This is a genomic window from Arthrobacter pasteuri, from assembly GCF_054510955.1.
Window position 1 is genome coordinate 230977 of sequence record NZ_JBTNDO010000003.1, and the last position, 26961, is coordinate 257937.

General features: G+C 69.1%; 26 protein-coding genes. 15 read left to right on the plus strand and 11 right to left on the minus strand.

What is annotated here, in order from left to right; all coding sequences use genetic code 11:
- Nucleotides 1-23 precede the first annotated feature (23 nt).
- The 11 genes from ACX80H_RS14310 (at nt 24) to ACX80H_RS14360 (ending at nt 12973) form a co-directional block, all read left to right on the plus strand.
- Nucleotides 24-881 carry an SDR family oxidoreductase gene (locus ACX80H_RS14310; protein ID WP_459314059.1) on the plus strand — a complete coding sequence of 286 codons (858 nt, stop codon included), beginning with the start codon at nt 24-26 and terminating at the stop codon, nt 879-881.
- A gap of 218 nt (nt 882-1099) precedes the next feature.
- Nucleotides 1100-1540 (plus strand): redox-sensitive transcriptional activator SoxR, encoded by a 441-nt coding sequence (soxR, locus tag ACX80H_RS14315; RefSeq protein ID WP_459314060.1) that lies wholly within the window; start codon nt 1100-1102, stop codon nt 1538-1540.
- Between the two features lie 46 nt (nt 1541-1586).
- Nucleotides 1587-2108 (plus strand): flavin reductase family protein, encoded by a 522-nt coding sequence (locus ACX80H_RS14320; protein WP_459314061.1) that lies wholly within the window; start codon nt 1587-1589, stop codon nt 2106-2108.
- 255 nt (nt 2109-2363) lie between these two features.
- Nucleotides 2364-4607: a beta-glucosidase gene (locus tag ACX80H_RS14325; protein WP_459314062.1), complete on the plus strand. Its 2244-nt coding sequence runs from the start codon at nt 2364-2366 to the stop codon at nt 4605-4607.
- A 207-nt stretch (nt 4608-4814) separates the two neighbouring features.
- Nucleotides 4815-6116 carry an ABC transporter substrate-binding protein gene (locus ACX80H_RS14330; RefSeq protein WP_459314117.1) on the plus strand — a complete coding sequence of 434 codons (1302 nt, stop codon included), beginning with the start codon at nt 4815-4817 and terminating at the stop codon, nt 6114-6116.
- Nucleotides 6117-6214: 98 nt separating this feature from the next.
- A complete protein-coding gene (locus ACX80H_RS14335; protein ID WP_459314063.1) occupies nt 6215-7099 on the plus strand; it encodes a carbohydrate ABC transporter permease in 885 nt (294 codons plus the stop codon).
- Nucleotides 7100-7102: 3 nt separating this feature from the next.
- Nucleotides 7103-8011, plus strand: coding sequence for a carbohydrate ABC transporter permease (locus ACX80H_RS14340; protein ID WP_459314064.1), 909 nt, complete (start codon nt 7103-7105; stop codon nt 8009-8011).
- Between the two features lie 73 nt (nt 8012-8084).
- Nucleotides 8085-10670 (plus strand): family 78 glycoside hydrolase catalytic domain, encoded by a 2586-nt coding sequence (locus ACX80H_RS14345; protein ID WP_459314065.1) that lies wholly within the window; start codon nt 8085-8087, stop codon nt 10668-10670.
- A gap of 77 nt (nt 10671-10747) precedes the next feature.
- A complete protein-coding gene (locus ACX80H_RS14350) occupies nt 10748-11788 on the plus strand; it encodes a LacI family DNA-binding transcriptional regulator (protein WP_459314066.1) in 1041 nt (346 codons plus the stop codon).
- A gap of 96 nt (nt 11789-11884) precedes the next feature.
- On the plus strand, nt 11885-12046 hold the full coding sequence (locus ACX80H_RS14355) for a GtrA domain-containing protein (protein ID WP_459314067.1): 162 nt from the start codon (nt 11885-11887) through the stop codon (nt 12044-12046).
- A 180-nt stretch (nt 12047-12226) separates the two neighbouring features.
- Nucleotides 12227-12973: a hypothetical protein gene (locus tag ACX80H_RS14360; RefSeq protein WP_459314068.1), complete on the plus strand. Its 747-nt coding sequence runs from the start codon at nt 12227-12229 to the stop codon at nt 12971-12973.
- Nucleotides 12974-13059: 86 nt separating this feature from the next.
- Here ACX80H_RS14360 and ACX80H_RS14365 read toward each other — a convergent pair whose 3' ends face one another.
- From ACX80H_RS14365 to ACX80H_RS14380, 4 genes are all read right to left on the minus strand, one after another.
- Nucleotides 13060-14883 (minus strand): immune inhibitor A domain-containing protein, encoded by a 1824-nt coding sequence (locus tag ACX80H_RS14365; protein ID WP_459314069.1) that lies wholly within the window; start codon nt 14881-14883, stop codon nt 13060-13062.
- 297 nt (nt 14884-15180) lie between these two features.
- The gene (locus ACX80H_RS14370; RefSeq protein WP_459314070.1) at nt 15181-16314 is read right to left on the minus strand and encodes an aminotransferase class V-fold PLP-dependent enzyme; all 1134 of its coding nucleotides are present in this window, start codon (nt 16312-16314) and stop codon (nt 15181-15183) included.
- 38 nt (nt 16315-16352) lie between these two features.
- Complete coding sequence (locus ACX80H_RS14375) at nt 16353-17429, minus strand: PRC and DUF2382 domain-containing protein (RefSeq protein WP_459314071.1); 1077 nt, start codon at nt 17427-17429, stop codon at nt 16353-16355.
- Nucleotides 17430-17642: 213 nt separating this feature from the next.
- Nucleotides 17643-18620, minus strand: a complete 978-nt coding sequence (locus ACX80H_RS14380; RefSeq protein ID WP_459314072.1) for an MsnO8 family LLM class oxidoreductase — start codon at nt 18618-18620, stop codon at nt 17643-17645.
- 123 nt (nt 18621-18743) lie between these two features.
- Between ACX80H_RS14380 and ACX80H_RS14385 the strand changes: the two genes are divergently transcribed.
- The 3 genes from ACX80H_RS14385 (at nt 18744) to ACX80H_RS14395 (ending at nt 20359) form a co-directional block, all read left to right on the plus strand.
- Nucleotides 18744-19073: a hypothetical protein gene (locus tag ACX80H_RS14385; RefSeq protein ID WP_459314073.1), complete on the plus strand. Its 330-nt coding sequence runs from the start codon at nt 18744-18746 to the stop codon at nt 19071-19073.
- A gap of 151 nt (nt 19074-19224) precedes the next feature.
- On the plus strand, nt 19225-20079 hold the full coding sequence (locus tag ACX80H_RS14390) for a metal-dependent hydrolase (protein WP_459314074.1): 855 nt from the start codon (nt 19225-19227) through the stop codon (nt 20077-20079).
- Nucleotides 20080-20176: 97 nt separating this feature from the next.
- On the plus strand, nt 20177-20359 hold the full coding sequence (locus ACX80H_RS14395; RefSeq protein ID WP_459314075.1) for a hypothetical protein: 183 nt from the start codon (nt 20177-20179) through the stop codon (nt 20357-20359).
- A 73-nt stretch (nt 20360-20432) separates the two neighbouring features.
- Here the strand turns inward: ACX80H_RS14395 and ACX80H_RS14400 are convergent, their stop codons facing one another.
- The 6 genes from ACX80H_RS14400 to hisD all read right to left on the minus strand — a co-directional run bounded on the left by ACX80H_RS14400 (nt 20433) and on the right by hisD (nt 25180).
- Nucleotides 20433-21128, minus strand: coding sequence for a DsbA family oxidoreductase (locus tag ACX80H_RS14400; RefSeq protein WP_459314076.1), 696 nt, complete (start codon nt 21126-21128; stop codon nt 20433-20435).
- 63 nt (nt 21129-21191) lie between these two features.
- Nucleotides 21192-21380: a hypothetical protein gene (locus tag ACX80H_RS14405; RefSeq protein WP_459314077.1), complete on the minus strand. Its 189-nt coding sequence runs from the start codon at nt 21378-21380 to the stop codon at nt 21192-21194.
- 105 nt (nt 21381-21485) lie between these two features.
- On the minus strand, nt 21486-22337 hold the full coding sequence (locus ACX80H_RS14410) for an amino acid ABC transporter ATP-binding protein (RefSeq protein WP_459314078.1): 852 nt from the start codon (nt 22335-22337) through the stop codon (nt 21486-21488).
- Nucleotides 22330-22983, minus strand: coding sequence for an amino acid ABC transporter permease (locus ACX80H_RS14415; protein WP_459314118.1), 654 nt, complete (start codon nt 22981-22983; stop codon nt 22330-22332). The genes ACX80H_RS14410 and ACX80H_RS14415 overlap by 8 nt, the downstream gene beginning before the upstream one ends.
- Nucleotides 22984-23027: 44 nt before the next feature.
- Nucleotides 23028-23837: an ABC transporter substrate-binding protein gene (locus ACX80H_RS14420; protein ID WP_459314079.1), complete on the minus strand. Its 810-nt coding sequence runs from the start codon at nt 23835-23837 to the stop codon at nt 23028-23030.
- Nucleotides 23834-25180 (minus strand): histidinol dehydrogenase, encoded by a 1347-nt coding sequence (hisD, locus tag ACX80H_RS14425; RefSeq protein WP_459314080.1) that lies wholly within the window; start codon nt 25178-25180, stop codon nt 23834-23836. The genes ACX80H_RS14420 and hisD overlap by 4 nt, the downstream gene beginning before the upstream one ends.
- Before the next feature lie 71 nt (nt 25181-25251).
- Here hisD and ACX80H_RS14430 point away from each other — a divergent pair, with 71 nt between their 5' ends.
- Nucleotides 25252-26166 carry a LysR family transcriptional regulator gene (locus tag ACX80H_RS14430; RefSeq protein ID WP_459314081.1) on the plus strand — a complete coding sequence of 305 codons (915 nt, stop codon included), beginning with the start codon at nt 25252-25254 and terminating at the stop codon, nt 26164-26166.
- Between the two features lie 79 nt (nt 26167-26245).
- On the opposite strand, the gene ACX80H_RS14435 is transcribed toward ACX80H_RS14430, so the two are convergent.
- Nucleotides 26246-26884 carry an HAD family hydrolase gene (locus ACX80H_RS14435; RefSeq protein ID WP_459314082.1) on the minus strand — a complete coding sequence of 213 codons (639 nt, stop codon included), beginning with the start codon at nt 26882-26884 and terminating at the stop codon, nt 26246-26248.
- Nucleotides 26885-26961: the final 77 nt, after the last annotated feature.

The following is a 26961-nucleotide window of genomic DNA, read 5'->3' on the forward strand; positions in this document are numbered from 1 at the left end:
GGGTGCCGAACAGGAGGACATCCATGACCATCGTCATCACCGGAGCCACCGGACACCTCGGCCGCCAGGTCGTCGAGGAGCTGCTGGCGCGCGGCGTCGACCCGTCGACCGTCGTGGCGGGCGGCCGCAACGAGGATGCGCTGGCCAAGCTCGCCGCGTCCGGCGTCCGCGCGGCACGGATCGACTACGCGGACCCGTCGACCCTCGATGCCGCCTTCGTGGGTGCCGGGAAGATCCTCCTCATCTCCGGCAACGAGGTGGGACAGCGCTCCGTGCAGCACAAGGCCGTCATCGACGCCGCCCGCAAGGTGGGCGCGGAACTGGTGTACACGAGCGCGCCGAAGGCCACGACGTCGGACCTCGTCCTGGCTCCCGAGCACAAGGCGACCGAAGGGCTCCTGAAGGGTTCCGGCCTCACCTACACCGTGCTGCGCAACAACTGGTACACCGAGAACTACGACGACACGATCCGCCAGGCAGCCTCGACCGGCAGCATCCTCACCAGTACCGGCAGCGGCAGGATCGCGAGCGCGACCCGCCGGGACTATGCCGAGGCCGCGGCCGCGGTGCTGCTGTCCGACGAGTACGCAGGCGAGATCCTCGAACTCGGAGGGGACGAGCCCTGGACCTTCGACGAACTCGCCGCCACCGTCTCCGAGGTCGCCGGCACCTCCGTCACGGTGAACCAGGTCTCCACCGACGAGCACGTCGCCGCCCTGAAAGGTCTCGGGCTCGACGAGGGCACGGCAAGCTTCGTCGCAGCGCTCGACGCGAACATCGCCGCCGGGTTGCTCGCCGAGAGCGACGGCACCCTCTCGCGCATCATCGGCCGGCCCACGACTCCGCTGAAGCAGTACGTCCGCGAGCTCCTCGGCGCGTAGCGAATCGGCGCGTAGCGAGTGGGCGCCGCTCGCACGTGCGGCGTCGTGCACGGGTTTCGTGCGCAAAGTGCGTGTCGCAGGGCAACACGCCGACGGATCGGGCCACCGGGCCGCACAAGCCGTGCACGACGCCGCAGGCCAGACCCGCCGCCGACCCACGGCGGCTACGCCGGCACGACGGCGGGGGGGAAGCGCAGACTGCAGCAGGAAGGAGCACGGTGGCCGGCGACCAGGACCTCTCCGTGGGGCAACTCGCCGCGCGGAGCGGCATGAGCGTCTCGGCCCTGCACTTCTACGAGCGCCAGGGCCTGATCCGTAGCCGCAGGACCTCGGGCAACCAGCGGCGGTACGACAGGTCGGTCCTGCGCAGGGTCGCCGTCATCGGAGCGGCCCAGCGCGCCGGAATCCCGCTCGCCACCGTCGCACGGGCCTTCGCGGAACTCCCCAGCGACGGCGTGCCCGACCAGGAGGACTGGCAGCGGCTCTCGGCCGCATGGCAGCAGGAGATCCAGGCACGCATCGCCCAGCTGGAGCACCTGCGGGACCGGCTGGGCGGATGCATCGGCTGCGGCTGCCTGTCGCTGGCGACCTGCGGCTTCGTCAATCCGAACGACGCCGCCGGCTCCAGGGGCATCCCATCGACCCTCCTCGACCCATGAGTGCCGATTTGACCTCAACCTTTGTTGAGGTTCTAGCGTTGACTGCATGACAGCCCCCACCGGCCACGCCGCCCCTCCTGCGGAACTCTTCAAGGATGCTTTCCGCGCCCACCCGGCCGGCATCGCCGTCATCACCGCCCAGGGCCCGGACGGCCCGGTGGGACTGACGGCCTCATCCGTGTCGTCGGTCTCGGCGGAGCCGCCCGTCCTCGCCTTCTTCGTGTCGACGGCTTCGTCGTCAGCCGCCGCCCTCGTCCGGGCGGACACCCTGGTGGTGCACCTCCTCGGCGCGGACCAGCTCGCCATCGCCCGCCTGTTCGCCGCGCGGGGCACCGACCGCTTCGGGGGCGCCGTCGAGTGGCGCCCGCTCCCCTCGGGCGAGCCCCTCCTGACCGACGCACCCTGGGCTCTGCGCTGCCGCACCCTGCACCGCCTGCCCGTCGGCGGATCGATGATCCTCGCCGCCGAGGTCCTGTCCATCGAGCAGGGCACACGGGACGACGTCGCGCCACTGGTCTACCACAACCGCTCCTACCATCGGCTGGACGGCCGGTCGCTGCTGGGCTGACCCGACCGCACGGGACCCGGCGCGGATGACCCGCGCGACGGGCTTCGGACCGCTGCGCGGGAACCGGAGTGCCGGGAGGAAAGATCGGTGCCCCTGCGGCGGTGCTTGACCCGGTCGGCATCCCGCCCCTAGGTTGATCGATACGTGAGGCGCAGACCACACTCCGCGCCCATCGATGCCGATCCCTCTCATCCCACCCAGGAGACCATGCGGCGGCCAAAAATTGAAGCGCTTCAAAAATGTCAAGGAGGACACATGAAGAACCCAGCCCGACGGAGAGTCCTCTCCGTCATCGCCGTCACGAGCCTGCTCGCGTCGGCACCCCTCGCGGCGGCCGCCCTGCCCGCCGCGGACGCGACCGGCTCCCCGTACCCCGCCGACTGCCCGTGGATGGATACCACCCGGTCCCCCGACGAGCGGGCCCGGATCCTGCTGGACGCGAGCTCGCTCGGCCAGAAATACCGGTGGCTCGTCGAGCAGCCTGCCAATGATCCCGCAGCCACCTCCTTCAGCGGCGTGGCCTACGAGCCGCAACTGCCGTGCACTCCGCGGGTCGTCTACACCGACGGCCCGGACGGCGTGCGGTTCACGCAGGGAGTCACGGCCTTCCCGGCCCCCATCGCCCTCGGTGCCACCTGGAACCGGGACCTCGTGTACGAGAAGAGCGCGGCGCAGGGCGCCGAGGCCTTCGACAAGGGCAAGAACGTGGTCCTCGGCCCCGGGATCGCCAGCGGACGGACACCCCTGTCCGGCCGGACCGCGGAGTACTTCGGGGAGGACTCGCTCCTCAGCGGCTCGCTCGCCGGTGCTGCCATCCGCGGGATCGAGGAGGGCAATCCCGGCAAGCCCGTATTGTCCAACCTGAAACACTTCGTGGCGAACGAGCAGGAGCTCTCGAGGAACGCGAGCTCCTCGAACATCGACGAACGGACGCTGCGCGAGGCCTACGACCTGCCCTTCGAGATCGCGATCGCCGAGGGCGGCCCTGAGAGCATCATGTGCTCCTACAACCAGATCAACGGCGTGTACGGGTGCGAGAACCCGCTGCTCAAGGACACCCTCCGCGCGAAGCTCGGCTTCGACGGGTACGTCATGTCGGACTTCGGGGCGGTGCACTCCACCGGCGCGTCCATCGACGCGGGGCTGGACCAGGAGTTGAACCGGCCCATCTACTTCACCCCGAAGCTCCTGGATGAGGCGCTGGCCAGCGGCGAGATCACGGAGGAGCAGATCGACGGTGCCGCGTTCAACGTCGTCCGGTCGTACATCCGGGGAGGCCTGTTCGACACGCCGTTGCCGACCCCTACGACCACGTCGGTGTCCTCGGCCGAGCACAAGGACATCGCCCGCCGGGCCGTCGAGGAGGGCACAGTGCTCCTGAAGAACGACGGCGTCCTGCCGCTCTCGGCATCCCCGAAGAGCATCGCCGTCATCGGCCCCACCGCCTCCCGCACCACGACCAACGGCGTCAGCGCCCAGACGACCTGCAGCATGACGTGGCCCTTCGGCTCGCCGAACACGCTCGACTGCTCGCAGGTCGTGACGATCGAGGACGCTCTCCGCGAGCGGGCGGCGGCCGAAGGATCGACCGTCGTCTTTCATGACGGGTCGGACCCCGTCGCAGCCGCAGCGGTGGCCGCGCAGGCGGATGTCGCCGTCGTCGTCGGGTACTACACCTCCGGCGAGTTCAACGACCTGGCGGATCTCCGGCTCGACGGCAACGGCAACGCACTCATCCAGGCCGTCGCTGCGGCCAGCCCCGCCACTGTCGCCGTCCTCCAGACGGGCAGCGCCGTGGAGATGCCGTGGCTGGACGACGCGGAAGCCGTCCTGGAGACCTGGTACGCCGGCGAGCAGCAGGGACCCGCGCTCGCCAACCTGCTCTGGGGGGACGTCAACCCGTCCGGGAAACTGCCGATGACGTTCCCGGCGTCGCTCGCCGACACCCCGACCCGCACCGCGGAGCAGTACCCGGGCGTCTACTCGAACGGCACGACGACGGCGCCTGCCGGCTCGCGGGAGATCCGCCAGGTGAACTACACGGAGGGCCTGGCCATCGGGCACAAGTGGTACGACGCGCAGGGCATCGATCCGCTCTTCGCCTTCGGGCACGGGCTGTCCTACACGGACTTCGACTACCGGAACCTGCGGGTCAGGCCCGTGGTGGACCGGAAGACCGGGACCACGACGCTGGACATCACGTTCCAGATCACGAACACCGGATCCGTGGCAGGCTCCGAGGTGGGTCAGGTCTACCTGACACTGCCGGAAGCCTCCGGCGAACCCGGCAAGCGCCTGGTGGGATTCGAGAAGGTGACCCTCAAGCCTCATCAAACGACGCAGGTGCACGTCGTCGTGGATGCCACGGGTCCTGACCACCCGCTCTCGATCTGGAACCCGGCCGGGGACACGTGGACCGTGCCCGGCGGGACGTTCACCGTCAAGGTGGGAGGTTCCTCGCAGGAGCTGCCGCTGCACTCCGCGCTGACCCTCGGCTGACCGACCCGGGTGAGGACCCGCCCGTCGCCGGCGACGGGCGGGTCCTCGCCGTGCGCGGTGCCTCAACCGCCCGGAGAGGCCACCTCCGGAAGCGGTGCCGCAGCGGTGATTGTGACAGTTGACACACTCGCCCAGCGGCCCTACTCTCGATTATTGAAACGCTTCAATAACGGGGCGCACACTTTCAAGGAGGAAAACGTGGCCACCATGCGGACGAAGAACCGGATGCTGCTCCTGGGCGTAGGACTCAGCACCGCATCGCTCCTGCTGACCGCTTGCGGCGCAGGCAGCTCGGACAACGGCGGGGGCGGCGGTGAGGCAGGGGCCGGAGAGTTCTCCTTCCTCACGAACGTCGAGAACACCACGATCTCCACGGAGCTGGAGACCCTGGCCGGCGACCAGTGCAAGACCGCCGCCGACGCGATGCCCCTCAAGGTGGACACCGTCCCCCAGACGAACCTGGACCAGCAGCTCCAGCTGCTCGCAGGACAGGGTGCCCTCCCGGTGCAGTTCGCGGCCGGCAACGCCCCCGCGCTGACGAAGGAACTGGCAGCGTCGGGCAACGTCCTCGACCTGGAAGCAACACTGACCGACCTCGACGTTCTCGACCAAGTGGAGCCCGCGGCGATCGACACGATCAAGGCGCTGTACGGAGGCTTCAACGTGCTGCCCTACCAGTACAACGTCGAGGGCATCTGGTACAACAAGCAGCTCTTCGCGGACAACGGCATCGAGGTCCCGCAGACCTGGGACGACTTCACCGCGGCTGCGGACACGCTGAACACCTCCGGCGTCACGCCTCTTTCCGCCTCGGGCGAGCAGGGCTGGCCGCTCACCCGCCTCATCAGCGGCTATCTCTTCAGCAACCTCGGCAAGGACGCACTGCAGAAGGTCGCCGACGGCGACGCCAAGCTCACCGACCCCGAGTACGTCGAAGCCGCGGCCGCCGTCGCGGACCTCGGCCAGAAGGGCTACTTCGGGGAGGGTGTCGGGTCGATCGACTACGACACCGCCATCAACCAGTTCCTCAACGGCAAGGCCGGCATGCTCTACATGGGCAGCTGGGTGCTCGCCAACTTCAACGACGAGGCAGCCAACCAGATCGGCACCGAGAATATCGGCTTCATGCCGTTCCCCGAGGTCGAGGGCGGAGCCGGGATCGACAACCAGTACGCAGCCAACGTCGGCCTGCCCATGGCCATCTCGCAGAAGGCCTACAACGAGGGAACCGGTGAGTGGCTGAAGTGCATCACCGAGAACTACGGCAGCTCCGCCCTCGAGAACCAGGGCTCGATCTCGGGCTTCAAGGTGAACGAGGAGGTCGACGTCGACCCGCTCACGCAGACGGTCCAGGAGACCATCGCCGGCACCAGCGAGAGCGTCCTCTGGTTTGAGGCCCTCTTCGGCACCCAGGCGACGACGGCGAGCCAGACCAACGCCGCACCCCTGGTGACCGGGAGCATGAGCCCCGAGCAGTTCATGGAAACCGTGCAGTCCGCCCTCAAGTAGGGCCGTCCGCGCCGGGGAGGAGGAGACGGCCTCCTCCCCGGTGCACCCCCCACCGCATCCCTCGCGACGCGGGCACAAGACGTAGACAAAGGACCACCATGCAGTCAGTACTGGGCGACAAGAAAGCCCTTGCCATCCTCCTGGGCCCAGCACTGCTGGTGTATTCCCTGGTGATGCTCGTCCCCATCATCTGGTCGATGGGCTACACGTTCTTCAGCGGCAACGCGATCTCCGGCTTCACCTTTGCCGGCACGGACAATCTCGCCCGGCTCTTCACCGACCCCGAGGTCCGCACGGCCCTCTCCTTCACGGTCCGGTACGCCATCGTCATCACGGTCGGCCAGATCGTCATGGGCTACCTGCTCTCTCTGATGTACGTGTTCATCCTGAAGAAGTCCTCGAACATCATCCGCACCCTCGTGTTCTTCCCCGTGGTCCTGCCGACGGTCGCCGTCGCGCTGCTCTTCCAGAAGATGTTCGAGGTCGCCCCGCAGAACGGGCTCGTGAACAGCCTGCTCAACGGGGTGGGCGTCGAATCGGTGGACTGGTTCGGCAACGCATCCAGCGCCTTCTGGGTCATCGTCCTCATGGACATCTGGCGCTCCATGGGCTTCTACGCCGTCCTTCTCTACGCGGGCCTCGTGGACATCCCGGAGGACATGCTCGAATCGGCCCGGCTCGACGGCGCCACCGGCTGGCGGCTCATTCGGAGCATCGTGCTGCCGCTGTCAATGCCCGTCCTGCTGTCCTCGATCATCTTCAGCATCAACGGCACCCTCAAGGTCTTCGATTCCATCGTGGCCCTGACCAACGGCGGCCCGGGCTCCTCGACCACCCCCCTGACGCTGTACATGTTCCGCACCTCCTTCGCCTTCGGTGACTACGGGTACGGCAGTTCGATCGCCCTGCTGCTGACGCTGCTGTGCCTCATCGTCACCATCTTCATCTTCCGGTCCTCGCGCCGCGACCTCACCAAGGACTGAGCCATGAGCACCCAGGTACCCGCCCGCAAGGCCCCGCTCCAGGCGATGCAGCGCCAGGAGCCCCGTCGCTCCCGTTCCCGCGCCGGCAAGCGCCTCGCGAAACTGCCCGTCGCACTGCTGATCGGCCTCCTGCTCGTCGTCGAGCTCTACCCACTGCTGTGGCTGGTGCTCGGTTCGTTCAAGACGCAGCAGGAGTTCCTCAACGATCCCGTCTGGGCCCTGCCCGGGTCCCTGAACTTCGACAACTACATCGAGGCCTGGACCACCGGCAACATCGCGGTCTTCGTGGCCAACTCGCTCATGGCCACCCTGCCGTCGCTGGCCCTGATCATCGTCCTCGGGGTGGCCGCCGGGTTCGCACTCGAGGTCATGGTCTGGAAGGGGCGCAATGGCGTCCTGCTGATCTTCCTGACCGGCATCATGGTGCCGGGCCAGATGATCCTTCTCCCCCTCTTCTCGGCCTACTTCAAGACCGGGCTGACCGGGACGCTGTGGCCGCTCATCATCACCTACACCGCCACCGGCCTCCCGCTCACGGTGTTCATGATGGCCACGTACTTCCGCGCCGTGCCCCGCGAGGTGTTCGAGGCCTCGACGCTGGACGGCGCGAGCATCATCCGCTCCTTCGTCTCGATCGGGTTCCCGATGGTCCGCAATGCGGTGTTCACCGTGGCGCTCGTCCAGTTCTTCTTCATCTGGAACGACCTCCTGATCGCCCTGACATTCGCGAACAACAGCGACCTCAGCACCATCCAGGTCGGCCTGCTCAACTTCACCGGGCAGTTCGGGGCGGTGCAGTACGGCCCGCTGTTCGCGGCCATCTGCATCAACGTCTTCGGGACCCTGGCCATCTACCTCTTCCTCAACCAGCGCGTCATGAAGGGCCTGGCCGCCGGCTCCGTCAAGGGCTGATGCCCTCCCCTCCCGCTGCGCCGCACCCGCTTTCTGCCACCCCTGGTGGCACGTCACCTCCGAAGGAACCTCCATGCCGATCACCGTCAGTCCCGTCTCGTTCGAGCACCACCGCGAGCCCCTGGGGATCGGAGAGCGACGGCCCCGCCTGAGTTGGAAGACCACGGCGGAGCCCGGCTGGGTACAGCAGCGCTATGAGATCGAGGTGGTCCACGGCAGTGACACCTGGTCGTCGCTGGTCGTCACCTCCCCCGACTCGGTCCTGGTGCCCTGGCCGGCGGCCGACCTCCCGTCGCGCACATCGGTCACAGTGCGCGTCCGGGTGTGGGGGGCGGACGACGTCGCACCGAGCGCCTGGAGCCCTGCCTCCATCGCGGAGACCGGGCTGCTCGAGCCGACCGACTGGACGGCGCATGCCGTGGCACCGGCGTGGGACGAGGACCCGGAGGCGCTGCGGCGCCCGCCCCTCGTCCGCCGAGCCTTCCCCCTGGAGAAGACCGTCCGCGAGGCGCGCCTGTATGTCACGGCACACGGGCTCTACGAGGTCGAGATCAACGGGCAGCGGATCGGCAGGGAGGCGCTCGCGCCCGGTTGGACCGTGTACGGCCAGCGCCTGCGGTACTCCACCTATGACGTGACGGACGCGCTGGTCCCCGGCAGCAACGCGATCGGCGCCTGGCTCGCCGACGGCTGGTACCGCGGCCGCCTCGGTTTCCACGGCGGGTACCCGAACCTGTACGGCAGCGACGTCGCCCTTCTGGCCCAGCTGCACATCACGCACGACGACGGTTCCACCAGCGTGCTCGGCACGGACGAGACCTGGCGTGCGGGCTTCGGACCGATCCTCAGCACCGGACTGTACGAAGGCGAGCACTACGACGCCCGGCAGGAGCCGGCGGACTGGTCCTCGCCCGGGTTCGACGACTCCGCCTGGTCCCCCGTGCGGATCGTCCCGCGCGACCCCGCGACACTCGTGGCCCCCGATGGTCCGCCCGTCCGCTGCACCGAGGAACTGTCGCCGATCGCGGTGACCACCTCGCCGTCGGGCAGGACCCTCCTCGACTTCGGGCAGAACCTCGTGGGCCGGCTCCGGCTGCGCCTGTCGGGTCTCGCCGGCGGGCAGGAGATCCGCCTGCGCCATGCCGAGGTCCTGGAGAACGGCGAGCTGGGCACGCGTCCGCTGCGCGGTGCTGCGGCGACCGACGTCTACATCGCATCGGGTGACGACGTCGAGTGGGAGCCCCGCTTCACCATCCACGGCTTCCGCTACGCGGAGCTCACGGGCTGGACCGGTGACGATCCGATGGCAGCCATCACCGCCCGCGTCTACCACACGGACATGGAGCGGACAGGCTGGTTCGAGAGCTCGCACGACGGGGTCAACCGCCTGCACGAGAACGTGCGCTGGAGCATGCGCGGCAACTTCGTGGACATCCCCACGGACTGCCCGCAGCGCGACGAGCGGCTGGGCTGGACGGGCGACCTGCAGGTCTTCGCTCCGACCGCCACCTTCCTCTACGACTGCTCCGGCATGCTCGGTTCCTGGCTCAAGGACGTGGCGGCCGAACAGCTTGAGGACGGCACCGTGCCCTGGTACGTCCCCGTGATCCCCGGCGGGGACGAGTGGACCCCCATCCAGCCGGGCGCGGTCTGGGGCGACGTCGCCGTCCTGACTCCCTGGAAACTGTACGAGCGCTTCGGCGACACGGGCATCCTCGCCACCCAGTACGCGAGCGCCAAGGCGTGGGTGGACCTGATGGCCGAGCGCGCGGGGACGTCCTATCTCTGGAACACCGGGATGCAGCTCGGCGACTGGCTCGATCCTGCCGCACCACCCCACGATCCTGCTGACGCCACGACGGACCGCTACCTCGTCTCGACCGCGTACTTCGCGTGGTCCACCCAGCACCTCGCCGAGATGGCGAGCGTCCTCGGGAACACCGCTGACGAGCTCCACTACCGCGAACTGGCCCGCAAGGTCCGCGATGCCTTCGCCCGCGAGTTCATCTCCCCGTCCGGCCGCGTTGTCAGTGACGCTCAGACGGCGTATGCACTCGTCCTGGCGTTCGGGCTCGCACCCACCGAGGAACAGCGGCGCCGCGGCGGCGAGCGGCTGGCGGAACTCGTGAGCCATGCCGGGAACCGGATCGCCACCGGGTTCGCCGGGACACCGCTCGTCACCGACGCCCTCACGAGCGTGGGCGACGTCGAGACCGCCTATGCCCTGCTGCTCGAGGAGGAGTGCCCCTCCTGGCTCTACGCCGTGGGGCAGGGAGCCACTACGATCTGGGAACGGTGGGACAGCATGCTGCCCGACGGTTCCATCAATCCCGGCAACATGACCTCGTTCAACCACTACGCGCTCGGCGCCGTGGCCGACTGGCTGCACCGCGTGGTCGCCGGCCTCGCTCCCGCTGCCCCCGGATACCGGACCATCCTGTTCCGCCCGCGGCCCGGGGGCGGCCTCACCTCGGCGAGTGCTCGGCACGAGACCCCGTACGGAACGGCCTCGATCTCGTGGTCGCTCGATGCCGGCAACCTGTCCGTGGAGGTCACCGTTCCCACCGGCTCCACCGCCGTCGTCGACCTCCCGAACCAGGCCCCCGTGTCCGTGGGCTCCGGAACGCACACGTTCACGCACATGGCTGCCGCTTTGTAGGGGTCGCTTAACATAAGGGAAAACGTGCCGCCCCACCCGGGGGTGGACCCCCATGCCGAAACCCTGATCGAGGTGCCGTGACAGCCGCCCAGCCAGCGAGCGATGACCCCGCCGTTGCTCCCAGCATGAACGACGTCGCGCGCCGCGCAGGTGTCTCGCTCGGCACGGTATCGCACGTCCTCAACAAGCCGGAGATCGTGTCGGCGAAGACCATCGCCCGCGTCGCGGCCGCCATCGACGAACTGGGATTCGTCCGCAACGACGCGGCGCGCTCGCTGGCAGCGGGCAGGAGCAACACCGTGGGCCTGATCCTGACCGACGTCGGCAACTCGCTGTTCGTGGACATCGCGCGCGGCGCCGAGGGTGCCGCCAGCACCGCCGGTAGGTCACTGCTCCTGGCCAACAGCGACGTGACGTTCCAGAAGCAGGAGTCCTACCTCGACATCTTCGACGAGGCCCGTGTGGCGGGGATCATCCTCGCTCCGCTGGACGCCGGACTCGACGGGGTGGACCGGGTACGGCGGCACGGCCGGAACATCGTGCTCGTCAACTACGCCGGCGATCGCACGGACTGCTGCAGCGTGGTGGTCGACGAGGAGCACGGGGGCTATCTCGCCGCGACGCATCTGATGGACATCGGCCGCACCCGGCTGCTGTTCGCAGGCGGACCGGAGGACCTCCACGCCGTCAACGCCCGCCGCGAGGGTGCACGGCGTGCTGTGAGGGAACGCGGGGGCGGGGTCAGCCTCGAGGTCATCCCGAGCCGCAACCTGAAGAGCGCCAGCGGCCGCTCCATCGCCCGGCAACTGCTCGACGACGGAGCACTCCCCGACGGCATCCTCGCCCCGGCCGACCAGCTCGCGGCGGGGCTCATCCACGAACTGACGGATGCCGGCGTCTCCGTGCCCGGCGATGTCGCCGTCATCGGGTACGACAACAACCAGTTCGCGTCCGAGGCCGCCATCCCCATGTCCACGGTGAGCCAGCCGGGCCACGAGATGGGGGAGGAAGCCCTGCGCCTCCTCCTCGACGAGATCGACAATCCCCGGAGCCACGAGCACCGCCGCATCACCCTGGACCCCTCGCTCATCGTGCGCAGGAGCACCGTCTCCCGATAGTCGCGCTGCGGGATGGAGAACCGCTGCTGATCGACCGGACGGGCACTGCTGCGGCCGAAGCTCGTCGGGCTCGGCATCGCCGCGGCGTGCCTCGTCGTGTCGCACTACGTCCTGGGGCTCACGAGCCCCCTGGCGAACAACATCTCGGCGAACGTCGTCGGCGTCCTGCTCGGCAACGTCTTCCGTTATGTCGCCTACCGGTTCTTCGTCTTCCGCCCCGTGCTGCAGGAATCAGCCGAGCCCTCTCTCGCCGCCTGAGCACCCGGACGGAGTCCGCCGCCCCTGATGCCCGGTGCATCCGGCAAGGGGCGTCGGCGCGCCAGCCGGGAGTGGGAACAGGCCGCTCTCCACCGTAGGATAAGAAGCGATAGTCAGCATGCTTCCGACGGCTCCCCGTCACCGATGCCGCCGATCCCCGCCTTTCGAAAAGACTCCCTCATGCGTGTCCGCACCGCCCTTCCAGCCCTGGCCCTCAGCAGCGGACTCCTGCTTGCCGGCCAGGGAGCAGCCGCTGCCCTGCCGTCCCCGCCGTCGCTGCGGGTCGCAGGCCAGGTGACCCCGGTCGTCCCCGATCCGGTGGTCATCGCTCCGCCACCTGCCGAGCCGGCACCGCCCGCCTCGGATCCGGCATCCCCGCCCGTGCTCGACCCCAGCGCTCCCGGGCAGCCCACGGTGCCGTCCGCCCCGCCGCCCGTCGAGCAGACGACGCCGCCGGCGGAGCCTGCCCCCTCGGAGCCGCCCATCGAGGAGCCGCCCATCGAGGAATCGCCCGCCGACGAAGCGGAGCCAGCACCGGCACCCTCCGCGACCAGCGCGGCCCCCGATGCCTCGCCCTCCGCCACCCCGTCGCCGAGTGCGACGGCGACGGAGGGCAGCCCGGCGGCGTCCGCCCCACCGCCGGCGGGGTCCTCGACCGGCAATGGAGCCTTCGGTGCCGCCGGCGTGGAGGCACCCGCTCCCGCACCGGCGTCGACCAGTCCGTCCTCCGGGTTCCTCCCGACAGGGCCGGCGACCATCGGGACCGCGCAGCCGCAGGCCGAAGTCGTCGCACAGGCAGAGACCCGTACCGCCGTCGGACCGCCCCTGCGCTATGTGGCAGCCGGCATCCTGAGCGTCGTGGCCCTCGGGCTGGCGATCGCGATCGCCGTCGTCGCGCAGCCCCGCAGGAGCCGGGGCATGCACTAGAGCGGGAAGCAGTAGAGCGGAAACGCAGAAGGAGCCGGGAGTGACCTCCCGGCTCCTTCTGTCTCCAGCTGTCGAACCTGGCGGACCTAGCGGACCTGCAGGGTCAGCATGCCCGTCGAGTTGGACTGGACGACCTCGATCTTCGTCCCGGTGCCGGCCACGACGACGGAGCCCTGCGGGTTCGCGGCGTCGTAGTAGGCGTTCGGGTTGGTGTCGTCGAACACGGCGGCGCCCGGCTGGGACGGCGCGGCGAGCGTGGCCATGCCCGCCGCAGTCTCCCGGTGGAGGTTCAGCGCATCGGTGGCCTGCTTGCCGAAGGTGGCGTCAAAGCTCTGGATGCGGTTGCGCACAACGGTGCCGTCGGACCAGGTGAGGGCCTTCGGGTGCGCGTCCACAGGCAGGGCCAGGCCGGCACCGGGGTGCTGGCGCGTGTTGTTGTTGCGCTGCGCGGTGTTCCAGTAGGTGATGCTCAGGCCGTCCTGGTACGCGTAGTGCTCCACGGTGTCGGGCGCGGTGACACCCCAACCGAAGTTGTACGGGCCTGTGGCGAGCGTGGCGTCGTACCCGCCGTACACGCGGTTCTCCGCGATGTAGAAGCGGTTGTTGCCCGCGGCGTCCTTGGGAAGGTTCACGACGACGGCCTGCGGGGCCTTCGTGGCATGGAACGAGGGGCCGATGTTGTGGACCGACTTCACGCCGGCGGTCGCGACGTCGTAATCCAGCCAGCCGAGCTGCAGCTTCTCCCAGGCGCCCATGTGGTTGGGGGTGGTGCCGATGGAACCCTCGCCGTGGCCGAGCCACGACCCGGAGCTCATGAGCGTCCAGAAGCCGGTACCGTTCTCTCCGCCGCTCGTGTCGTACAGGTCGGGCAGGCCGAGGTCGTGGCCGTACTCGTGCGCGAAGACGCCGAGGCCGCCGTTCTCCGGCTCCGTGGTGTAGTCGCGGATCCAGAGGTTGGAGTCGCCGATCTTGATGCCGCCGTAGGGGTTGGCTGCGGGACCGGCTGTGCCGCGGCCCGCCTGGCCGACCGCCCAGCGGTGCGACCAGATGGCCGACGACGCCGCTCCGGCCTCCTCTCCCTCGCCGGCGTGGATCGCCTGGAAGTGGTCGATATAGCCGTCGGCCTCGTCGAAGTCGCCGTCCTTGTCGAAGTCGTAGCGGTCCCACTGGTCGAAGGTCGCGAGGTAGGCGTCGATCTCCGCGGGCGTCTTGCCTGCCGCGACCTGCGAGTCGTACCAGGCGTTCGCCGCGTCCTGGACGAAGCGGGTCATGTCCGCCTGGCTCTCGGTCTCGCCGTAGCTGGCCGAGTTGTAGGGCACGGTGACCCAGTCGCTGACGTCGCCGTCGACCGTGTACCGGCCGCTCGACATCTCCTCGTAGACGCCCTTGAGCGACTCACCCTGCTCGCCGAAGAACATGTCGAGGTAGTGCTCGCGGTCGAAGGTGTCGGACCAGTAGGTGGAGTTGTCCACCGCGCGGTTCGGTTCTTCGATGGCGCCGTGCGTGGGGCCGGGCGTGGAGGTGGGGAAGCGGGGGTCCACTGTGTCGCCGAAGTCGACGAGGAAGGACAGGATCTGGTCGCTGTCCTGCAGCCCGTACTGCGCCCACTGGCCGGGGGCTACCTTCACGGCCTTGGAACCGTTGCGGTCCTCGACCTTCGCCTCGCCGGAGATCACCTTCTCCACGGCCTGCTGGCTGAGTTCGCGGCGCTCGTCGGCCGCGGGGTCGGAGCGGTCATCGAGCCTCTCCGCGGCGCCGTACGCGCCGGGCGAGGAGGTGGACGACGTCGGAGCCGTCGGTCCGGTGGTGCCGGTGGTGGCCTGCGCGCTCATGGGAGCAAGCACGACGGCGCTGGTCACGGCGAGCGTCATCGTGCACCGCAGCCCTCGGATGCGTGGAGTGGAATTCAAGGGTTCTCCTTAGTGAAATGTCCCAGCGAAATGCAAAACACGCTCAGGTTAGGTGCCTGAGGTTACGAACATGTTGCCTGAGTCACACGTTCTGACGGGCACGCTAGCATCGCGCCCGGACAGTTCCGGGGATTGGTTGCATCTGGTGAACCATGTCCGGCGTGTCAGCATGACACGTCGTCGACCTGGTGCCGGTCGGACCGCGCCACACCCATCCGCACGCGAAGGCCAGGAAGGACGGCGGCGCGTGCCGGGACGGGGCTGGAAGCGGCCCGTGCGTACCGGGGCGGGACGCCCTCAGGCAAAGGCTGCCAGCACTTCCGCCGCCTCGCCGAGGACCTCGGAGCGGGTGGTCGCATGCACGGAGAGCCTGATGCGGTCCGGTCCGTGCAGTGTCACGGAGATCCCGGCGGCAGCGAGCGCCGCGTGCGCTTCGGCCGCCCGTCCCGGAAGGCCCGCGACTACGATCCCCGCCCGGTCCTTCCGTTCCCGGGGCGAGAGGACCGGCACTCGCGCGGTATCGAGCTGGTCGATCAGTGCCTTCGCGTGCGTCGCGATGATGCCCTCGATGGCCGGCACCCCCACCGACTCGATCAGTTCGAGGGCCTCCGCGAACGCCCCGCTCGCGTACGGGGACAGGTTCGAGATGGAGAAACGCGCCGCCCCCGGCAGCGGCGGGTGCTCCTCGCCGTCGTACCGGCGCGCATCGGCGACTCCCGTCCAGCCGGTGAGCAGGGGCTCGATGCGCTCGACTCCCTGCGGCGACATCGCGATTCCGGCCACGCCCCAGCCGCCGCGGACCCACTTCTGGGCGCCGGCAATGAGCACGTCCGCGAGTGTCCATTCCAGGTCGACGACGCCGAAGCCCTGGATGCCGTCGACCACGAGGAGGCGACCGGCACCGATCACCTCACGGATTCCCTCGAGATCGGCCCGGTAGCCAGTACGGAAGTCGACGGCGCTGACGCTCACGGCAACGGTGTCATCCGTCAGGTGACGGGCGACGAGGTCGGGCGTCACCTGGGTGCCGGGTGCCCCGATCAGGTCGACACGCGCGCGGCCCACTACCCCGGTGCGCAGCCAGGGGTAGGTGTTGGACGGGAACTCGCCTGCGCCGACGAGCACTGTTCCACCGGCCAGACCGAAGGCCACCTGGAACAGGCCGAGGGAGGTACTACCGGTCAGTCCCACCTGTTCGAGCGGAAAGCCGCTGAGCCGGGAGAAGGCCTCCCGCGCGCGGTTGTCCTCGCCCTCGAGCGTGGTGCTCGCGCCGAGGGCCGCCTCGCCGGCCGTCTGCAGGAGGTGCGCCACATGGTCGCGGACCGCGCTCGACGGCGGGCCGAAGCTCGCGAAGTTCAGGTATCCGGGAGCCTCCGAGAAGGACGACTGGTAGGCGGTGAAGAGTGCGGCGTCGTTCTCGGTGGCTCCCATACAGCTCACCCTACGGTCCGCGACGACCGGAAGGCGCGTCAGCGTCGCTTCTTCCTGCCCTTCACGAGCGCGTTCGTGCCGTTCGTCGCGATCCTCGTCGACGCGTCGGCATCCGTACCGGCGGTGGTTCCACGGTCGGAGGAACTGAGCCCCCGGCCCCTGTCGACCGACGCAGCCCCGTCGGCGCTGCTGGCTATGCGCTCCTTGCGCACGTCCTCCCGCACGGTGGTCCTGCCGGTCACCTCGACCGTCCTCATGCTCACGCGCTCGACGGGCACCGTCTCCTTGCTCAGGACGGCGAGTTCCTCGCGTGCCACGAGCTCCACGGACTCCTCCTGGAACGGCACGCCTTCGGCCTCCAGGCGCACGGGCGACGAGATGGGCTCGACCTCGATCCGGAGCTCCTCCCGCTTCAGCGGGACGGTCATTGTGGCCTCCTCGGTCACGACGTACTTCCGGAGACGCACGCGTGCGGCCTCGTACTGCTCGGTCCCGACGCGCAGTCGCTCCTCCGAGCGGACCACCCAGGGGGTGCCGCCCTCGTCATGCAGGTGAGTCCCGCCCTGCGTCCGCGCGGCCGTGGGCGCCGGTGTCGCGTCGGACGATCCCGCAGTGTGCATCCCGGGTGCTGCGGTCTCCCCGGTCACCGCCTCCGGAGCGGCCCCCGGAGCGGCCCCCGGAGCAGCCGACGGAGCGGCCGACGAAGCAGCCGACGAAGCAGCCGATGGCGGCATCGTGCGCGAGGCGTCGTGTTCGGGTGCCTGCTCGGCGGTGGCGGGCCGAGGGACCGGAGCCACTCCGCGCAGCCCGTAGTGCCGGTACAGCGCAGCCTCGTCCTCGGGGCTGAGGTGGCCGTCGCGGTCGACGGACGGCGCGTGCCTGATGAGGTCACGCGGATAGGCCACCACGAGGTCGTGCCCCTGGACCGATGCCCCCTCGAGGGGCACGAATGACTCCCGGGTCCCGAAGAGGCCTGTGTGGACGGTTACCCACGACGGTCGGTCATCGGCATCGTCGAGGTACACCACGCCCACGGTGCCCACCTTGTCCCCCTCGCCGGTGACCACCGTGCTGCGGCGCCTGAGCAACGGGTCGAGGTCGTTCATCGTGAGCATGCGGAAGTCCTGTCGTCGGTATCGGCCGCGAGGAGCGGGTGAACTTCAGGGTAGGACCGGCGCACACGCTATAGCAAGCATGCTTACTAATCGGCGTGGCGGTGGACATCTCCTCCGGGCGGACGGGCCACGGCGGCTCTGGAACGGAGCAGCGCAACAGCTCGACCCCCGCCCCCCCCCCCGGCGGCGTCGTCGTCATGAGGCTTGGGAGAGCTAGGCAGCCGCGAGTTCCGCGAGCAGACCGTCCGACCTGGCCTGCGCCTCGAGGTCGAACGCCCCGCCGCTGACCAGCAGTTCATCGGCGCCCGTCCGCGCCTGGAGCTTCGTGAGCTGTCGCTCCACCTCCACGGGCGTCCCGTGGACGGCGGTGGCGAGCGACTCCTGCATGAATCCTTCTTCCCGGGTGGAGAGGGGTTCGTCCCCCACGGCCTCCAGCGGCGGGAAGTAGCCCCTGGTCCGCGAGACGGCGAGCGCGCGGGCTTCGGGCAGCAAAAGGTGGCGTGCCTCCGCCGTCGTCTCCGCGACCGCGATGTTCACCGACACCAGGACCTTCGGCTCGTCCCACCACGGTGACGGACGGAACTGTTCCCGGTAGCGCTCGAGCACGGGGATGCGGTCCCGGAACAGCACGGGCCCGCCGAGCACCACGGCGAGACCGGAGCGGGCCGCGAGGTCCACGCCCTGGCCGGTGGCGAGGACGAAGACGGGCGTCCGCCCGCCGTCCTGGGGGCGAACTGGAACGGGAGCGGTGCCGCCGAGGAAGGCGAGCAGTTCGGCGATGTCCTGCTCGAACCGGCCGGCATCCTCCTTGCCGGTCCGCAGCGCGGACCGCACGGCCTGCGTGAAGCCGAGCGAGCGGCCGATCCCCAGGTCGAAGCGGCCGTCGAACAGGGCACCGAGCGTGGCAGCCTGCTCGGCGACGACCAGGGGCTGGTGGTTCGGCAGCATGATCCCGCCCGTGCCGACGCGGATCGTGCTCGTGCGTGCGGCGACCGCGGCCGCCAGCACGGCGGGTACCGACCCCGCGATGCCGGGTACGCCGTGGTGCTCGGCGACCCAGAACCTCCGGTACCCGAGCCGCTCGGCCCGCTGCGCACGCTGCCCGACGTGCCGCAGCGTGTCCGCCTCGGAGGAGCCGAGCCGGGACTGTGCGCGGTCGAGGATGGACAGGCCGTCGAAAGGAAGGGACATACTCGGTGGAACCGCTAGGGGGCGGGCGACATTCCGGGTACTCTTGCGGGACGGACGGCGGCGTCGCCATCCGAGTCTGCCGAACAACGGGGTCCGGCGGGCCGAGCACACCAGCGGAGCATCATGAGGATCTTCACCGGAATCCGCCGTCGCAGGCAGCAACCGTCCGCACCCGCGCCTGGCCGTGTGCCCGTGAGCGAGCTCGACACCCTCGCCGCCAGCATCGCCGACTCCCAGGCACGCCTGCTCATGATCGCCGATCGTGTTGCCGACGGCCGCGCCCGGCCCGGCGACGAGAGCCGGCTGCGCATCCAGCGACAGATGACCGCCAGTTTCCAGAAGCGCCTCGAGAAGGTCGCGCTGCCCGCCGGCACGGGCGACGACGCCGAGGCCTGGTTGCGCTCCGTCACCGACCCTTCCGGCCTGGGCACCCGGCAGAAGGACTCGCACTAGCAGTCCTGCGAGAAGCGTGCGTGCCGGGCTCCGAATGATGCCGTTCCGAATGATGGCATTCGAATAATGACAGTGGCGCCCGTCAGGATGAGGCTCTGCCGCCGGTTGGACACCCGCAGCCGGCGTGGTCTCACCGAAAGGACTTCCCGTCATGATGGGCGCCCACCATGCTGCCTGCGGCGCTGCCGCCTGGGTCGCTGCCACCACCCAGATCGAGCTGGGGCTCGGCCCCCTGGCCGCCGTACTGCCGATCCTGCCGGGATCCGTCACCCTCGGATTCGGTCTCCTGGATGTCAGCCCCGTGGGCGTCGTCACGGGAGCCCTGGTCACGGCGGGCGCCGCGCTCCTGCCCGACGCCGACCACCACAGCGCCACGATCGCCCACTCGCTGCCGCCGCTGTCCAACCTGTTCTGCGCCGGCGTGGGCGCCATCTCCGGCGGCCACCGGCGCGGCACCCATTCGCTGCTCGGTGTCGCCGCGTTCGTCGCCGTCGCGTTCGTCGCGGGGCTCTGGACGGTCGAGACCGTCGGTTTCGGCACCATCTATCCGGGCGCGGGCCTGCTGACGGTTCTCCTCGTCTCCTTCGCCGCCAAAGCCCTGAAGATCATCCCGGACAGCATGCGGAGGTCGCCCTGGGCGGTCGGCCTGACTGCCGGTGCGTTCGTCACCGCCTTCGCGCCGGAGGAGCAGTTCTGGTTCCCCCTCGCCGTCGGCGTCGGCGTCATCGTCCACATCCTCGGCGACATGCTCACGACCGGCGGATGCAACCCCGTCTACCCGTTCCGGCTCCGGCGTCCGCGAAGCCTGGCGAAACTGCCGGTGGTCGCGCAGGTGTGGCGGCCGAACGGCAACATCGCGGTGCCCGTCCTCGGCAACGCCGGTTCCCTCCGCGAGTGGTGCCTCCTCGTGCCGGTCTCGCTCTACGCGCTCGGCGGCATCGGGTGGGCCGTTCTCCGGATCGACGACGGCGGGATGGCGGTCGCGCGCCTGTCCGGACTCGGATGAGGGAGAACCCAGGGCGAGGGCTGAGGGGGATACGAAAGAAGCCGGAAACACAGCCGCGCTAATGTCGGGGCTGACACCGGAAGCCGGAGGAGGTTCTATGCATCGCGACGGTTTGTTCTTCGATCCCCTGCAGGACGAGGCGGACGCCCCGCCCGCTGCACCCGAGCCCGTGCGGCACCGCCGGCCGAGCCCTGACGAACTGCAGCTCCAGCGTCAACGCGAGCTCGCGCGCGTCCAGGACGAGCTGAAGCGGATGGCCCGCGGGTCCGGACGACGCTGACGACGGCGGGACTCGAGCCCGCCGTCGTCGTCCAGGACCTGCCGCGCAGGGGGCGCCGTTTCCGAGCGGATGCCTAGCAGCCGTCGGGACCGCAGGCCGGGCCGTCGGTGGAGGGGCTGAGCGACACCAGCGGGTGGGACTCCTGCCACGCCTGGTCGAGGGCCTGCCGGAACAGCTCGGCCGGCTGGGCGCCGGAGATCCCGTACTTGCGGTCGACGACGAAGAACGGCACGCCCTGCACGCCGAGAGTCCGTGCCTCTTCGATGTCGCGGCGGACGTCGTCGGCGAAGCGGTCACCGCCCACGGTCTCGCGGACCTCGTCCTCGTCCAGGCCGATGCCTTCGCCGAGGGAGACCAGGACGTCGACGTCGGACGTGTCCAGCCCCTGCTCGAAGTGGGCCGACATGATGGATTCCTTGGCGGCGTCACCCCGGCCGTGGGATTTCGCGAGGTGCAGGAAACGGTGCGCCGTGAAGCTGTTGCCCACGGCGATACTGTCGAAGTCGAAGTTCAAGCCCTCTCCAGCGGCCTGCTGGCCGAGGTGCTGCCTCATCTGCCGGACCTGCTCGGGGGCGATGCCCTTACGCTCGGCGAGGTACTGCTGCTCGGTGCCGTCATAGTGGTCGGGCAGTTCCGGGTCGAGCTGGTAGCTCTTCCAGGTCACCTCGACGCTGTCGCGATGGGGGAAGTCCGCGAGGGCCTTCTCGAAACGGCGCTTGCCCACGTAGCACCACGGGCACTTCACATCGGACCAAATCTCAATCTGCATGCCTGATGCAACCGTGCCGGGCCCGGGTCCTATTCCCCGAGAGGCAGGACCCGGGCCGCGCCCTCACCGCCGGTTGAGGAGGCCGCGCAGCATCCTGCCGACCCCGCCCGAACCGGCTGCGGGAGTTCCGGTGGTCCGCCCCCGCGTGCCCATTCCGCCGGCCCTGGTGCGTCCGGTGGTCGGCGTGGTGCCGGTCCCGGACCTGCCGAGGTAACGGCCCGCCGCGTTCTTGACCATGTTGCTGATGCCCATGATGATTCCCTTCGATCTCGCCTCTGCACCCGAAACATCAGGTGGCTTATTACCTTACTCTGACGGTCCGGTGACGACCAGAGCGCACAGAGGCGCCCGGCCGGGCTACACCGCCCCCGGGGGTTCGACCGTCAGCCCGGACCGCCGGAGCAGCGCGTACGTCTTCGGGTGCTTGGGCCGGAAGAACACCTCGTCCGGCGTCCCCTTCTCGACGATGACGCCCTGGTCCATGACCACGATGATGTCCGCGATGTCGCGGGCGAACTGCATCTCGTGCGTGACGATCACCATGGTGGTGCCCTGGGCTGCGATGGACTTGATCACCGCGAGCACTTCCTCCACGAGCTCCGGATCCAGCGCCGACGTCGGCTCGTCGAACAGCATGACGCTCGGATCCATGGCGAGGGCCCGGGCGATCGCGACACGCTGCTTCTGCCCGCCGGACAGCCTCGACGGATAGTTGTCCTTCCGCTCCAGCAGTCCGACCCGCTTCAGGTTCTCGAGGGCGTGCTGCTGGGCCTCCTCCTTGGACATCTTCTTGATGTCCTGCAGGGGCGCCATGACGTTGCCCAGGGCGGTCTTGTTCAGGAAGAGGTTGAACTGCTGGAAGACCATGCCGAGGTCGGTCCGCTTCTTCGCAGTGATGGAAGCCTTCTCGTCCACGAGCTTCCCGCCGCGCTCCTCGTAGCCCACGAGGTGCCCGTTGACCAGGATCCGGCCGTCGTCGATCGTCTCGAGCTTGTTCATGCAGCGCAGCAGTGTGCTCTTGCCGGATCCACTGGAGCCGAGGATGACGACCGTCTCCCCCTTGTGGACGTCCAGGTCGACGCCCTTGAGGACCTCGATCCGGTTGACCTCCCGCCGCTGCCCGCGGAGTCGCTGCAGCAGGCTCGGGGTCTTGGTCACCACGAACGTCTTGTGGACGTCCCGGGCACTCACGATCACTTCGTCAGACATGGACCCTCGCTCTCTTCTCCAGGGCACTCACGATGCGGGACAGCGGAAGGCTGATCAGCAGGTACAGCAGTGCGGCCGCCGTGTAGACCTGGGTCGTCTCGAACGTCTGCGCGTTGATGACGTTCGCCGTCTTCAGGATCTCGGTCACGGCGATGACCGAGGTCAGGGCGGTGTCCTTCACCATCGCGATGAAGTAGTTGCCGATCGGCCCCAGCGACACGATGAAGGACTGCGGCAGGACGACCTTCCACAAGGCCTTACCCGGCGTGTAGCCGAGCGACAGTGCCGCTTCCGTCTGGCCTGCCTCGACCGCGAGGATGGCCGAGCGGAACACTTCCGACAGGTAGGCCGCGTAGTTCAGGCCCAGGCCGAGGATCCCGGCGGGAATCGGATCGATGTTCACCCCGATGGCAGGCAGGACGAAGAAGATGTAGACCAGTTGCACGAGGAGGGGTGTCCCCCTCATGACCTCGACGTAGACGAGGGCGATCCCCCGCAGGATCCTCGACTTCGAGATCCGGGCGAGGGCCAGCAGCATGCCGAGGACGAGGGCCAGGGCCATCGCCCCGAGCGCGAGCTGGATCACGATCGGGGCGGCCGCCAGCAGCCGGGGGAAGTAGCTGAGGGTGCTTGTGATGAAGTCGATGGCCGGACCTTCCTTTCAGCTTCGGGCAAACGGGGAAGGCGCGGTCAGTCGACGGCGTTGCTCTCCGTCAGTCCGTACTTGGTGAGGATCTCCATGTAGTCGGGGGACGCCTTCAGCTCGGCGAGGCCCGAGTTCAGTTCCTCGAGCAGCTGCGTGTTCTCCTTGGGTACTGCCGCTCCGATCAGGCCGGGGAAGTAGGGCTCGTACGGGTCCACGATCTTGATGGCGTCGTTCGGGTTCTGCACGAGGCTGTACGCGACGACGGCCGCGTCGGTGAACACGACGTCGACCTGCTTGTTCTCCACGGCCTTCAGCAGTGCAGCCTGCGAATCGAAGTACTTGATCTCCTTGGGCTCCAGGGACTCCGCCAGCTCGATGAAGGTGGTGCCGGTCTGGACCCCGATCACGGTGCCCTTTGCGTCGTCGCGACTGGTCATGGTCGAGTCTCCCGGTACCACCATGCCTTCGCCCTGCTGGTACCAGGTGTCGGTGAAGTTGACCTCTTCCTTGCGGACGTCCGTGATGTACATGGCGTCGACGACGGCGTCGGCCTTGCCCGCCTTAATGGCCGGGATCAGGGTGGCGAACTCGGACACGAAGACCTCCACCTCCCAGCCCTTCTTGTCCGCGATCCAGTTGATCATCTCGCCGTCGATACCCTGTAGGTTGCCGGCATCGTCGGTGAAGGAGAAGGGAGCGTCGTTCGAGGTGGCGATGGTGATCGTCTCGATCGCCTCGCCGTCGCCCCCTCCACCCTCGCTGCCGCCGGATTCCCCGCCGCCACACGCTGTCAGGGTCAGTGCGATCCCCAGTGCACCGGCTGCGAAGGACGTGAATGCGCGCCTGCTGTTCATGGTTGCTCCTTGGTCGATGATGCGTGGTTCTCGAATCGGGTGATGCGGAGATCGGCCGTCCGCTGGTGCGCCTCCATCTGTTCGTAGGCGGAGATCTCGGACACGAGGGGAGCCAGCTGCATGGTCGCAGCGCGGTCGATGCGCTGGAAGGTCAGGGGCTTCAGGAACCGGGAGACCGACAGTCCGGCCGAGGAGCGGGCCCCGCCGCCGGTGGGCAGCACGTGGTTCGTTCCGGTGATCCCCTTGTCGGAGTAGGCCACCGTGGACCACGGCCCCAGGAAGAGCGACCCGTAGTTGGTCAGGTTCTTCTGGAAGTAGTCGTCGTCGGCGGTGATGACCTCCAGGTGCTCGGGCGCGAGCACGTCCATCAATTCGACGGCGGTCTCGTTGTCCTCCGCGAGGTACACGGTTCCGTAGTCCCGCCAGGCCGCGCCGGCGATGTCTCGGGTGCTGAGATCCACCAGCTGGCGGTCCACCTCGGCGATCACCGCGACGGCGAGTTCCCGCGACGTCGTGACGAGCGCGGCGGGCGACTGGGGGCCGTGCTCGGCCTGCCCGAGCAGGTCCGCGGCGACAAGAACGGGGTCGGCGGTGTCGTCGGCGATCACGGCGACCTCCGACGGGCCGGCGAGCAGATCCATGCCGACCCGCCCGAACAGCTGCCGCTTCGCCTCGGTGACGTAGGCGTTGCCGGCGCCCACGAGCATGTCCATCGGCTGTTCCCCCAGCAGCCCGAAGGCCATGGCGGCCAGGGCCTGGACGCCTCCGACGACGAACGCCCGGTCGACACCGGAGAGGTAGGCGGAGTAGAACACGGCCGGGTTGCCGGCGGTCGGCGAGGTGGGCGGCGAGCAGGCGATCACCGTGGGCACGCCCGCCGTCTTCGCGACGCCGACGGTCATGAACGCGCTCGCGAGGATGGGGAACCGTCCGGCCGGCAGGTAGGCCCCGACACGCTGGACCGGGATGTACCGGTGGCCCACCACCACCCCGGGCATCACTTCGGCCTCGAAGTCCTGCAGGTGCCGGAGCTGGAGTCCGGCGAACTTCCGGGTCCGTTCCGCTCCGGCCTCGAGGGCCGCGCGCAGTTCCGGCGTCAGTGCGTCACCGGTCCTTCGGAGTGAGTCGGAGTCCAGCTCGACGTCGCCGCCCGCCCAGCCGTCGAGGACCCGGGAGTACTCGGCGACGGCGTCGCGCCCGCCCTTCTCGATGGTCGCCAGCATCTCCGACACCGTCTCGACGACCTTCGGCAGCCGCTGCGCAGGCACTCCTCCGATCTCGGCACTCTTCAGGCATTCGTAGGACCCCCTGATGAAGGAGGCATGCTGGGCATCCAGTTCCATGGTGGAAGCCTAGGACGGGGCACAGCATAGGGGAACCCACCCTTTCCCGGTGAAGGATATAGGTTTGTCCTATGACGCTGAACCAGCTCCGGGCCTTCCTCGCCGCCTACGGCTGCCGATCGCTGAGCGCTGCCGCAAAAGAGCTCGGCATCAGCCAGGCGTCCGCGTCCGAGCTGATTTCGCGGCTGGAGCAGGAGCTGGGCTCGCCTCTGTTCACCCGCACGTCCAGGGGCCTGTCCCCCGTACCCGCGGCCGAGGAGCTTCATGCCCACGCCCTCGACTGCGTCAACTCGGCCCGGCGCGGCGTCGAGGCCGTGCAGGCCCTGCAGACGCTCAGCGGCGGGGTGTCGACCTTCGGGGTGCTCCGGTACGCCGCCAACTACGATCTGGCGGACCTCGTGGTGCAGTTCCACCAGCAGCACCCGGGCGTGCGGGTCCGCATGATCGGGCTGAACTCCCACGTCGTGGCCGCGTCGGTGGCGAGCGGGGAGATCGAGTGCGGCCTGGTCGTGCTGCCGGTGGACAGCGAGAACCTCGAGGTCCGGCAGCTCGCACGGGACGAGGTGTGCTTCATCTCGTCCACCCGCCCAGCGGACGCCGGACCGGTGACCATCCAGGAGCTGGCCGCCGCGAAACTCGTCCTCTATGACGCCCATGCCGGCTGGAAGGATCCCACGCGCCGCCAGCTGCTGGACCGGGCGAACCTCGCGGGCCTGTCCATCGAGGCGGAGATGGAGGTGGAACACGCGGAGACGGCGTACAGCCTCGTGGCGGCGGGTGCCGGCGATTCCTTCATGGCCAGCGGCATCCTCGAGTCCCTGCGGCGCGACGACGGCGTCAGGAGCTTCCCATTCGCCGAACCCCTCTACGACACCATCGCCCTCGTCCAGCGGAAGCACGGCTACCTCTCGCCCGCGACGCGCCGGTTCTCCGTCGTCGCGGAACGCGCCGTCGCAGCACAGGGCGGACTCACCAGTCTGGTGTGATGAGCCCGCCCCGACCGGTCACGAGGCCGCGGTGTCCGCGCCGGTCAGGAGCGGAACGAGTTCGCGGAAGACGGAGGGTTCAGAGGTGGGTGGTGAGGTCTGCGTCCAGTGCGGCGCGGGGGTTGTGCGAATGCCGGACCCCCACGGTGAACGCGCCGAGCTCCTTGCCGAGCGCCAGGTAGGCGTCGCTGTCCTCCAGCACCACGCACGGCGGCACGCACAGCGCGCGGAACAGGGCTTCCTTGTCCCGTCCGGAGTCGCGGCGTGCCACGCGCACGAACGGGTCGAGGCCCCACTTCCCGAGCAGCGCCGCGATGAGGTCCGGGTCGCCGTTGGAGACCACCACCTGCTCGGCGGCGACACCCACCAGGGCCGGCATGAGGCGGGCGGCGAGCCAGGACGGCGAGAGGCCCTCCAGGGCGGAGACGGCGACGACCTCGCCGCGTTCCCTGTGGAGCGCAGCGATGTCCTCCTCGGCGGCAGGGAATCCTTCGGAGATCACTCGCTCCCAGATCCACTGCTCGGTGTGGCCCACGAGGTCGCCGAAGAAGCCGGGCCCGAAACGGTAGCCCCGCCGTTCCGCCAGGTCCCGGTAGCTCGCCTCGTGCAGCGGTTCGGTGTGCCCGACGACGCCGTCGAAGTCCCAGATGACGCGCGCTCCTGCGGCCTCCCGCTGCACCCTTTCGGCCAGTCGTGCCGCGTCATCGCCGTTCGCCACCGGAACCCTTATCCCTGGACCACCCGTGCCAGCCGCGAAGCTGCGCCTGATGTCGGCCATCGTAGGGTGACCGCCGT